The organism is Pedobacter sp. HMWF019, assembly GCF_003061025.1.
Taxonomy (GTDB): Bacteria; Bacteroidota; Bacteroidia; order Sphingobacteriales; family Sphingobacteriaceae; genus Pedobacter.
Genome location: NZ_QAIL01000160.1, coordinates 1 through 11,452, shown reverse-complemented (window position 1 = coordinate 11,452; position 11,452 = coordinate 1). Strand labels below are relative to the sequence as shown.

General features: G+C 41.9%; 7 protein-coding genes. 1 reads left to right on the top strand and 6 read right to left on the bottom strand.

Going from position 1 to position 11,452, the window contains the following annotated elements; translation table 11 throughout:
• The first annotated feature begins 101 nt into the window (after positions 1–101).
• Positions 102–1,655, top strand: a complete 1,554-nt coding sequence (locus DBR11_RS10300) for a carboxylesterase/lipase family protein (protein WP_108552276.1) — start codon at positions 102–104, stop codon at positions 1,653–1,655.
• A 34-nt stretch (positions 1,656–1,689) separates the two neighbouring features.
• On the opposite strand, the gene DBR11_RS10295 is transcribed toward DBR11_RS10300, so the two are convergent.
• The 6 genes from DBR11_RS10295 to DBR11_RS10270 are packed head-to-tail and all read right to left on the bottom strand — an operon-like array spanning position 1,690 to position 11,182.
• Entirely contained in the window at positions 1,690–2,076 is a 387-nt protein-coding gene (locus DBR11_RS10295) for a hypothetical protein (RefSeq protein WP_108552274.1), read from the bottom strand.
• Between the two features lie 38 nt (positions 2,077–2,114).
• The gene (locus tag DBR11_RS10290) at positions 2,115–3,557 is read right to left on the bottom strand and encodes an APC family permease (RefSeq protein ID WP_108552272.1); all 1,443 of its coding nucleotides are present in this window, start codon (positions 3,555–3,557) and stop codon (positions 2,115–2,117) included.
• Between the two features lie 2 nt (positions 3,558–3,559).
• Positions 3,560–4,729 carry an LLM class flavin-dependent oxidoreductase gene (locus DBR11_RS10285; RefSeq protein WP_108552269.1) on the bottom strand — a complete coding sequence of 390 codons (1,170 nt, stop codon included), beginning with the start codon at positions 4,727–4,729 and terminating at the stop codon, positions 3,560–3,562.
• Positions 4,729–6,426 (bottom strand): amidohydrolase, encoded by a 1,698-nt coding sequence (locus DBR11_RS10280; protein ID WP_158275261.1) that lies wholly within the window; start codon positions 6,424–6,426, stop codon positions 4,729–4,731. Before DBR11_RS10280 ends, DBR11_RS10285 begins: the two co-directional genes overlap by 1 nt.
• 28 nt (positions 6,427–6,454) lie before the next feature.
• Complete coding sequence (locus DBR11_RS10275) at positions 6,455–7,921, bottom strand: RagB/SusD family nutrient uptake outer membrane protein (protein ID WP_158275260.1); 1,467 nt, start codon at positions 7,919–7,921, stop codon at positions 6,455–6,457.
• Positions 7,922–7,951: 30 nt separating this feature from the next.
• Positions 7,952–11,182, bottom strand: a complete 3,231-nt coding sequence (locus DBR11_RS10270) for a SusC/RagA family TonB-linked outer membrane protein (RefSeq protein WP_108552263.1) — start codon at positions 11,180–11,182, stop codon at positions 7,952–7,954.
• Positions 11,183–11,452 lie beyond the last annotated feature (270 nt).

Below are 11,452 nucleotides of genomic sequence, written 5' to 3'. Positions count from 1 at the left end.
CTGTAGTTACATCATTACAGTTTTTCGACTTAACTAAGGTTGCAGATATGCTGGTTAGATAATAGGCTGCCGATCTCCAATATTATCTTTATCTTGCTGATATGAGCAGAAAAATTCAAAAGTATATCTTTGCAATCTTAATTTTTTCAACTTGCCATTCTTTTGCCCAGGCACCTGCAGATACCGTTCAGGTAAATGAAGGCTCACTTGCAGGAACAAGCTCTGTCGATGGTCAGATTCAGATATATAAGGGCATTCCATATGCTGCTCCCCCAATTGGAAATTTAAGATGGAAAGCACCTCAGGCTCCAAAACACTGGCAAGGAATAAGGGCAGCCGATCAATACGGTAACAGTGCAATGCAAACTACAGCTGCGCGCAATCCCTGGACTGCCGAATTTATAAATGATCAACCGATTAGTGAAGATTGTCTCTACCTGAACATTTGGACACCAAAACATCAAAAGGGAGAAAGTTTAGCCGTTTTGGTTTATATACACGGGGGTGGTTATGTTGAAGGTTCAGGCTCCACTCCCATTTCCAACGGCGAAAACCTGGCAAGAAAAGGCATCATCGTTATCAATATCAATTACCGTCTTGGCATTTTTGGCTTTTTTGCCCATCCCGAGCTCAGCAGGGAGTCTGCACATCATTCTTCAGGAAATTATGGGCTGATGGATCAAATGGCCGCCTTAAAATGGATACAGGAAAATATAGCTTCGTTTGGAGGTGATCCAAAACGAGTAACAGTTTGTGGCCAATCAGCAGGCGCAGGATGTGTACATGATCTAATAGCATCTCCGTTAACCAAAGGTTTAATGAGTGGAGGCATTGCACAAAGCGGCTCTGATTTAGTGCCACGAACCCCAATGCTCACTTTACAACAAGCAGAAAAAGCATGTTCTGATTTCACCACCAGCTTGGGCATGTCTTCCCTAAAGCAGTTAAGGGATTTGTCTGCTGATGAGCTATTGGCCTATACAAAAAAACTACCCGGTTTATTAAGGCCGATTATTGATGGATGGTTTCTACCGGAAAGCGTTCCGGTCATATATAAGCAGGGGAAACAGAACCGGGTACCTGTACTCACAGGAATAAATGCTGATGAAGGAAGTGCTAAATCTAACTATGGTAAAATATCTGCGGAGGAATTTCAAAAACAATCCCGTCAACTTTATGAGGTACTTTATGAAGATTTTGATTTCCTGTATCCAGCCCGTACCGATTCAGAAGCCCGTACATCACAGGTTGAAAGCGCAAGAGATTTTGGCTTGGCCTCAACGTATTTATGGGCTGATGGCTATTCGAAAACGGCTCAGGCCTATACCTATTATTTTAACCATCCCATCCCCTGGCCAGAATTCCCCCAATATGGTGCATTTCACTCCTCAGAAATTCCTTATGTGTTTAGCAACCTGAACAAGCTCATGCGGCCCTGGACCCCGGCAGATAGGCAAATATCCGAAATGATGTCTTCCTATTGGGTTAATTTTGTGAATAAAGGTGATCCAAATGGCCCTGGTTTGCCCTTATGGCCGTCTGTTGAATCCAATGTAGCTCAAACCTTGTATATAGATTTGAAGACAGAGACTAAACTCGTCCTGCCTTCAAATAAAATGAAATTCTTTCAGTTATTCTTTGCTCAGCCACTGTAGTAACGATCTGCTAAAGCATCAGATGATTGCAATTTTAAAAATACATCATCGCAACAGACATATCCGCGCCTGCCGACATAGCCTCTTTTAATACCTTGTCTCCTTTTAGAATTTGAACCCTTAGTACAGAATTTGCATCAATGCCTTTAGCACTTGCGTTAACCACACTTACAGACTTGTATTCCTTAGTGAAGGACTTTTTATCAGACAAGCTCTCTGATTGCGCTTCACTACTTCCATTGGAGATGGACGATATACTGATCAACTCACCATTCTCGACAGTTACTTTTACATAGATCTTTTCATCTGCTACAACAGTTTCTTTTTTGTCAATAACTGGATTACTTCCTTTACTGCACGAAAAAAGGGAAAGTGTAGTCATGGAAAACACGAATAGTATTGTTTTTAGCGTTAATTTCATAGAAACGTTAGATATAATTTCCTGCGAATATAGGCTTATTATTCATCATTCCTTTCAAGAACAGGATCCCGCTTTTTTAAAAATTCATTGATATAAAACAACGGCACCCCGATTAAGGCAATAAACAATCCCGGCCAGGTAAAGCCAGGTTTATATATGATCAATAAAACACAAAATGCTACGCCCAACAGTATATATAAAGCAGGCAAAAATGGATAGCCAATGGCTTTATATGGCCGTTCTGCATCGGGCCTTTTAATGCGTAAAATATAGATCCCAACAATGGTGAGCACATAAAACAATACCGCTATAAAAGTGATCATGTCCAGTAAATCTCCGTATTTACCACTCAGGCACAACACGGAAGCCATTGCACATTGAATCCACAAAGCAAATGCCGGAACAGCATGTTTATTTAAACGGGAAGCTCGAGTAAAGAACAATCCATCTTTAGCCATCGAATAGTATACCCGCGCACCCGTCAGGATTAAGCCATTATTACATCCAAAGGTGGCAATCATAATCAATACGGCGATCACCAGTGTTCCTTCGGGTCCAAAAATAGCCTGCGATGCCACCAAACCAACCCGGTCTTTTTCTGCGGAAGCTATTTCAGAAAGTGGAAGCACAGCCGTAAACATTAGATTGAGCAGGACATAAATCAATGTAACCAATGCTGTTCCAATAAAAAGGCTTCTGCCTATATTCTTTTTCGGATCTCTGATTTCACCTGCTACAAAGGTAACGTTGTTCCAGGCTTCATAACTCATAATGGCACCTACTAAGGCTGCCGCTAGTGCCCCCGCAATTGCAGGGGCACCATGATAGGCCGTAAAAGTGCCTTCGGTACTTAGTTTTCTTAAATCCCAATTGACCCAGTTAGCACTCCAGACCTCTGGCTTTAAATGAATAAAACCAAAAATAATAAGACCTGCAATACTGAGGATTTTGGTTGCAGTAAAAACACTTTGTATAATTTTGCCACCTTTAACCCCCTTGGTATTGATATAAGTAATAAAAACAAGGAGCAGGATGGCAAATCCCTGTGCATGGGAAATGGACAAACCACCTATTTTTACCAACACAATGTCCTCACTAAGGCTGGGAACCAAATAGGCTAAAAATTTAGAAAAGGAAACACTCACAGCTGCAATGGTTCCAGTCTGGATCACCGCAAACAGGCTCCATCCATATACAAAGGCCACCAATGGATTATAGGCTTCTTTTAAATAAGTATATTGACCACCAGCCTTTGGGTACATGGCACTTAGTTCTCCATAACTTAAAGCGGCAATTAAGGTCATGATCCCACCAATTATCCATACGGCAATGAACCAAAAGGTAGAGCCGGTATGTCTGGTGATATCGGCACCGACAATAAAAATACCAGAGCCGATCATGCTGCCGACCACCAGGAAAATCGCATCTAATAATCCTATTTCTCTTTTAAGACCAGGATGTCCTGTACTTTTATCTGCCATAACTATTTTAAATCTGCTGTTGTATAGGGTGTAACCGGAGACTCTTCAGGAATTCTGCCCTGGATCTGGGATAGCGATACATTGGGTAAATGCGGTAAAACCAATTTGGAGAAATAGTCGGCCTCTTCTTTTAAGGGAAACCCGGAAAAAATAAATGCACGGAAGCCCATATCAATATATCGGTTGATTTTCTCTATGATCTGCTCCGGACTTCCAACCAATCCGCCTCCACAGCCAGAAAACACCTTTCCTATATCTGTCCAAAGCAATTGCTCAATATATCCGTCTTCATCCGCTTCTTCCCTGAGCTGATCTTGCCTTAGCACACCTAGTGAGCGGGAATCCTCTCCCCGGCTCCTGATTTCCTGTGCACGCTTTTCATCCAGTTTTGAAGTTAATTTTTTAGCATAAGCCCTGGCTTCGTTTTCAGTTTCTCTCACAATAACGTGAATACGTAAACCAAAATCTATCTTTCGCCCGTGTGCCGCTGCGCGGTTACTCATATCGTTAATGGTTTCATATAAACTTTCTTCCCGTTCCGGCCAGGTCAAAAACACATCGCAATGTTGAGCGCAAACCTCTCTTGATCCATCAGAAGTACCGCCAAAATACAGTAGCGGACCCCCATTTTGCTGGTAAGGCTTGGCCGGATCAGAAGGCAGATCAAGCTTATATTGCTTTCCATTTAGTTGGATCCGATCCTGTGTCCAGGACTGCTTTAAAACGTCAATAGTTTCGTTGCAACGCTCATAGCGCAATTCTGCGCTTTCCCGCAGGCCGGGCAAGTCAGAATTAATGATGTTGATGGCCAAACGACCTTCCAGGATATGATCCAGATTAGAAATTGCCCTGGCCAAAGTTGGCGGATGAATCTCTCCAGTCCGGATGGCCACTAATAATTTAATTTTGCTGGTAAACGGTGCAATCGCCGCTGCAAAAGTGATGGCTTCCTGTCCCACTGTATAAGAGGTTGGGAACAAGATATTTTTAAACCCCAAGGATTCTGCGTGCAGGGCAATGTCCCTGCAGTGTTCAAAACTACTGCGGCGGCTTGGATCCAGCACGCCTAAATAATCTGTATCTCCACCGATGATGTCATCAAACCATCCGATCTCTGCCGTACGCTCTGTAGTGCGAACAGAAACCGATTCCCATTTTTTTAAAGATTTCATTAAAGTTTTTTATAGATTGTTTTTCCTTCTTTTATCGTTTCTAAAACAGTTACATCTTTGATCTTCGATGGGTCAATGGTGGTAATGTCATCCGATAGAACGACAAAATCTGCCAGTTTCCCCTTTTCTATAGAACCCTTGGAATTTTCTTCCTGATATTCATAAGCACCATTGATCGTGATGGCCCTCAATCCTTCAAGAGGTGTCAACCGCTCAGCAGCGCCTATAATCTGTCCGGATCTGGATTCCCTGGCCACTGAAGTCCATAATAGAAACAACTGATTAACAGGTGTAACCGGGTAATCAGTATGGTTAGTGGCCACAACCCCTTTTTTTATAGCTGTTTTTAAGGGGCTTAAAAAGCTCGCTCTTTCTAACCCAAGGTTGCGTACATGCACATCTCCCCAGAAATAAGCATGATTACTAAACATGGCAGCAATAATGCCAAGTCTTTTATAGGTATCCAATTGATCCGCTCTTACAAACTGGGAGTGTATGGTCACTGGTCTGCGGTTGTTACTGCTGGTATTTAAAGTCGTATTGGCATTTTCTATAGCCTTTAAATACATATCTATAGTGGCGTCACCGTTGCAATGCACAAATGGACGTATGTTGTTCTGGAAAGCGTGAATTACAAATGCATTAAACTGATCTTGTGTGATGTTAGGAAAACCAGTGCATTCATCATGGTTGCAACCTGGTACCTCAACCAAGTAAGATTTAGTGAAAAAGGCGGTTTTTCCCTGCGGTGAACCATCGGCAATCATTTTGGTTCCTGCCAGTTTCAAGTGATTTTTAAGCGTACCAAACTCATACTCTTTATTTCTTAAAACTGTTTCCAGTGTTGGATATCCTGGTAAAGCCTCAATATCAATGAATAAAGCTCCTTTTTCTGCTGCCTGGTGTAATAGCTTTAAAGATTCCAGGCTGGTGTAACCATCCTGCGCAGTAGTAATGCCTTGACTGGCATAAAACAATTGCTGCTCCTTTAAGTCTTTGAGTTGCTGATCCAGAGATGGAGCTGGTCTTGCAGGTCTTTTAAGCAAACGCGTTGCGCCTTCCTGTAAAAGACCTGTTGGTTCGTTGCTTCCCTTTTTTCTCTCGATAGCTCCACCAGCAGGATTGGGTGTATTTTCATCTATTCCAGAAACTTTTAAAGCATAAGAGTTAGACACAGACATATGCCCGTTGATATTCGTAATTGTAACGGGGTTATCTGGGAAAGCAACATCCAGATCTTCTTTATTTGGGTGCCTTTTTTCTTCCAGCTGATCCTGATCATACCCAAAACCATCAATCCACTCTCCCGGAGCAATGTTTTTTTGCTTCTTAAAATCCTGTATCCTGCTCACCAAATCGGCAATGTTTTTTACATCACCCATAGGCGGTGAACCCAGATTAACGGTACTCGATCTGGACAAACCCATAAAATGGCTATGTCCGTCAACAAACCCAGGCACCAGGGTCTTACCTTTTAAATCGACAATCTGTGTCGCAGAATTTTTGAGTTTGCTGATATCTTTAGCAGAACCGACCGCTAAAATTTTACCATCCTTAACCAACACAGCTTCTGCAATGGTATTCGCGGCATCAACAGTTATAATTTTTCCGTTGGTATAAATGGTTTGTGCGTGTCCATTTTGAGCATGTAGAAACAGCCCTGTGGCAATAATGCAAATACTAGAAATCCTTTTCATCCGTATATAAATTTTGGTTACAAATAAATTATCTTGGAGCCAGTTTGTTGTAAGCCAGCTCATTGCTTGGAATTGGCCATACATAGTTACTCGCAGAAACGGCTACCTCTGGTGCGGTTCCTGCCGTGCCACTTTTTGCAGGCAAAGGCAATAGTTTTCTAAATAGATCAGGTGTCCTGAAACCTTCTCCCAGAAGCTCAATCCGTCTTTCAGTTAAAATGGTATTGATTAAGTCCTCCTTCGTACCCACGCCAGTGCTGAATACAAAGCCTGGATTGGCCCTGTTTCTTACGGCTTTTAAAAGAGATAAGGCTGTGTTCAAATCATTCTTTTGTGCTGCTGCCTCTGCATAATTCAGCAACACTTCAGCATAACGTATCAAGGGAACATAATCCAGATAAGGCGCGCTGTTCTTAGCAAACTTTTTGAGCAGCTGCTGGCCGCTGGTGTTGGTGGTAATTAAGTTTTTACGCAGATCTGTAGACGTGGAAGAGAATACCGGGTTAGAAATGATTCCACCATTATTATTTAAATATAATACCGGCGACAAATAATTATAAGCCAATGCGCTTTGTTGCCCGGGCGCTTCAGAAGCAATAATAAAGGGAATGCTAAAAATGGCCTCAGGACCAGTGTAAGAGCCATTGTACAACTTAGTCAAGTCTGCCTCCAGGCTATGGCTTACCGTTCCAGCCGTATATTGATAAGGTGCAGTCGCAGGCACCAATTTAGAGGCCTCAGTCACCACTTTATCGTAATCGGCTTTCACTAAATAGACCCGCGTCTTTAAAGCGATTGCAGTTGCTTTGTGTGCCCGGCCGGTATTCAATAAAGCTGTTGAATTAGAGGCAGGCAGATCTGCTTCCGCTTCATCAAGATCTTTTAGGATTTGAGCATAGATGTCGGCGGTGCTGCTGAATACCAGATCATTGTTCCCTCCAGTGGTCTCTCCTTTTAACCGAAGCGGCAAGGCTAAGCTCGTTGTACTCTGATTGTAGGGTTTCGCATAAGTTTGAACCAGACTGAAATAGGCAAATGCCCTTACAAACTTGGCTTCAGCCACATAACTTTTCCTGGTATTCACGTCAAGTACAGTGGAAGTAGACAATTTATCGATTAAAATATTGGCTGAATTGATCACCCTGTACCCTGCTGTCCATACAGCATTTACAAAATCGCCGGAAGCGGAGATGGTTTGGTTCCATACATTGGCCCCTGTAGAATTATTACCATCATTTTGGCTAAATTCATTTCCACGCTGTTCGTTAAACACCAGGTAACGCCCACCAAAGTACCCGGCATCGCTCAACTGCCCATACAATGCGTTGACTTGTGAACCTATTTTTGCAGGCGTGCTGTAGGCTTCATCGCCTGCTATACTGGTTAACGGGGTAAGATTTAGTGCGTCTTTTTGGCAGGAACCCCAAAAAACTATAGAGGCCAGCAGAAGTCCTTTTAAGTAAAAGCGGGTGTTTTTTTTATATGTAAATTTCATGATCATTGATTTAAAGTGTAACAAAGGCTGCTAGAACGAGAGGTTAAGGCCCAGTGTATATGTTCTGGCATTGGCAGGTACATTTTGATCTTTACCAGAGTTTATAGAGTTTCCGTTAATGGATATCTCCGGATCAGATCCGGTATAGCTGGTGATGGTGAACAAATTTGACGCCTGGGCATAGATTCTGGCAGAAGAAATATATTTTGCAATACCATCTTTTGGCAAATCCACACGATAACCCAGACTGACACTTTTAAGCTTCAGGTAATCGCCTTTTTCTACGTAAGCAGCGTTTGAGGAAGAAAATCCACCGGTAAAACTATCGCCCCAAACCAATTTAGGGACATCTGTAATTTGACCGGGTGTGGTCCATCTGTCCAGAATAAAGGTACCATTATTGAAATACCGTTGGTCTGAGATGGTTGATCGCGTACCATTGTAAAGCTTATTCCCACCTGAAAATGTAAATCCTACGGTTAAATCGAATCCCTTGTAGGAGAAGTTATTATTTAAACCTCCATAGTAAGTAGGCAGAGAAGGTCCTTGAATGCGTCCATCCGTATAATTATCAATTCTTGGGGCAATGCTGCCATCCAGGTAATAAAAGTTTTTAGCTACAGCATCATATTGAACTTGTTCATTGTTTTTGTTGATGTAAATTCTGTTTCCATTAGCTGGATTGACACCTGCCACCGGAACGGCAAAAATTGAACCCACAGAATAACCTACCCGAGTTACATTTTGAATGCCGAAGGTACTTAAGGCTGTCGGATAAATATCTCCCCCGTCTCCTAATGAAGTAACCTTGTTCTGCAAGGTTGAAATATTGAAATCAACATTCCATTTGAAATCATTTTGACTGATGATGCGTGCGTTTACTGCAAATTCAAAACCCTTATTGTATAAGGAGCCCACATTTGCAATGATCGAGTTACCCGGGATGCCTTGTGAAGCCGCCTGTGGTGCCCCCAATATCAGGCCATCAATGGTGTTTTTATAATAATCTGCCACTACGTTGATCCTGCTGTCAAACAGAGAGAACTCCAAACCATAATCCAGTTTCTTGCTCGATTCCCATTTGAGATTGGAATTGCCTGCCTGGGTGAAATTTAATGTAGGGGTACCCGCATAAGTTCCGGAACCATATTTGATCAGAGAGGCATAATCGTCAAGACTGCTGTTTCCTACAACACCGTAGCTGAACCTGAGTTTAAGGGCATTTAAAGACTTGGATAAGCTGGACTTTTTGAAGAAATCCTCCTCTGATACATTCCATCCAACAGAGCCCCCTCCAAAATTACCCCATTTATTATTGGCGGCAAGCGCAGAAAGACCATCCCTCCTGTAATTGAAACTCAAAAGGTATCTCTTTTTGTAATCGTAGTTAAAATTACTGAAATAAGATAAAATGGCGTTTTCAGTCTGGATATTGGACGAAGGAGTAATGGTGGTCCAGCCCCCTTGGTAACTGGTAAAAAATGGATCTGACAGCCCTGTTCGGGTAGCACCCCATCCATCAATTTTTGTAGTGATCAATTCATGCCCCAGTAAAACCTTAAAATTATGATCTTCAGCAACAGATGCTGTATAGATTAAAGTATTAGTCCAGTTGGAGCGCTTATACTTCGTTACGGAATTGGCTGCTGAACCATTGGTCGCAAAACCATCGCCGCTAAATGGATTTCTGAAGGTGTTGTTCTCAACGATTAGATTGTTCAGACCATATAAGGTCTTAAATTTTAAATTTTTAAGTAAGGACACTTCAGCATATACACTTCCTATAAAAGTGTTGTTTTCAGAGGTGTTTTTATCCAGGTCCAGTATTGTTTGGAGATTATAAGCATTAAAAACACCCAATGCGCTACTATTCGGGCCGTACCCTATATTTCCATTACTGCTGTTGATATTGTAAGATCCGTCTGTATTGTATACGGTTACATTGGGCGGCAGGATATAAGTTAGCCTACCCAGTGGCTGAAGGCCGATATACTGACTGTTCGCACTGTTTCCTGAAGATGAGGTAATAGAGTTTGGCCCGGTTGCACCACTATTTGGCCCTGAATTCAGTGAATTATTGTAGGCAGCATTGGTTCCAATCGTAATTAAACTGTTTACCTGGTGTTCTAAATTTAATCTGATTCCCTCTCTCTTGAAATTACTGGTTCTTAAAATTCCATTTTGATTGGTATAATTTAGGCCCAGGAAATAATTGGTTCGCTCTGTGGCACCTGAAATACTCAAATTGTGGTTTTGGGAAATAGCATTTTGATAAGCAACATCATACCAGTTGGTTTGTGTAGTGGAACCATCGGGATTGGTGCCCAGCACAAAACCAGGCGATAGGCCAGCATTAACACGTGCCTCGTTCTTAATTGAAACATATTGTGAAGCATCCAGTAATTTGGGTAAATTATAGGCCTCACTCAGGCTGAACCATGTTCCGTAATCCACTTTAACAGATCCCCTCTTCCCTTTTTTTGTGGTAATGATCAATACACCATTGGCTGCTCTGGATCCATATATAGCCGTTGCAGAAGCATCCTTAAGAACTTCAACGGTCTCTATATCACTTGGGTTAATGTCTGAAAGCGGATTATTGCCAATAGCATCCCCTCCCGATCCTGTAAAAATAGTTACACCATCTACAATGATCAACGGATAAATGGATGAAGTAATGGAGTTAATACCGCGAATCCTCAATACAGGTGTACTGTTCAATACTCCCGATGGCTGTACGATGTTTACACCCGCTGCCTGCCCGCCAATTAACTGATCAAAGCTTTGGGCCGGCCTGTTTTCTAAAGCCGAAGACTTAATTTGCGAAACAGAACCTGTAAAAACCTGTTTACTTTGAGAAGTGTATCCTGTAATCACCACATCGTTCATTTGATGTGCGTCTGGTTCTAACCTGATTTCTACCGGTGAATTGGTAATGGTTACTCTCTGTGTTTTATACCCCACATAACTTACAATAACTACTGCCGGTAATTTTTGCCCGGTAACGAATTTGAAATGGCCGTTATCGTCGGTGAGTACACTGTGGGTTACTCCCTCTAATTGAACTACAGCCCTTGGCAGGGATTCCTTAGTTTGGTTGTCAATAACGGTACCGCTAATGTTTGCATTAATTAAGGGAGCTGGCACGTTTTGAGCCTGAACATTTATAGAAATGGTCGAAAGTGCAACACCTAAAGCAACGGGGCTTACAAAAAATGACAGCAGAAAGAGCGCACGTTTGAATTGTGCAAGATTTTGCATAAATTTACAATTGATTAAATGATAATTGAAGCAGGGTTAGACGCCAATCAGATTCCTGTTTCTTAAGAATTTTTATCTGAGGGGATTACGAATAGTTTTCCCCTTTTTTTTCAGCAAACCAGAACTATTTTACTGAAATGAACCATGTAGGGATGGTATTTTAAATACAACAACAACGCATTTTTAAAGAGTTGAAGTTTAAAATAAAGCGTGGCTGAGTATAAGTTTTCTTCATATTGTTTTTGGTTTTACAGCGTAAATATATAGGAT

Coding starts and splice junctions, on each gene's coding strand:
- DBR11_RS10275 (WP_158275260.1), bottom strand. CDS start 7,921: ATGAAATTTACATATAAAAAAAACACCCGCTTTTACTTAAAAGGACTT.
- DBR11_RS10280 (WP_158275261.1), bottom strand. CDS start 6,426: ATGAAAAGGATTTCTAGTATTTGCATTATTGCCACAGGGCTGTTTCTA.
- DBR11_RS10290 (WP_108552272.1), bottom strand. CDS start 3,557: ATGGCAGATAAAAGTACAGGACATCCTGGTCTTAAAAGAGAAATAGGA.
- DBR11_RS10285 (WP_108552269.1), bottom strand. CDS start 4,729: ATGAAATCTTTAAAAAAATGGGAATCGGTTTCTGTTCGCACTACAGAG.
- DBR11_RS10300 (WP_108552276.1), top strand. CDS start 102: ATGAGCAGAAAAATTCAAAAGTATATCTTTGCAATCTTAATTTTTTCA.
- DBR11_RS10295 (WP_108552274.1), bottom strand. CDS start 2,076: ATGAAATTAACGCTAAAAACAATACTATTCGTGTTTTCCATGACTACA.
- DBR11_RS10270 (WP_108552263.1), bottom strand. CDS start 11,182: ATGCAAAATCTTGCACAATTCAAACGTGCGCTCTTTCTGCTGTCATTT.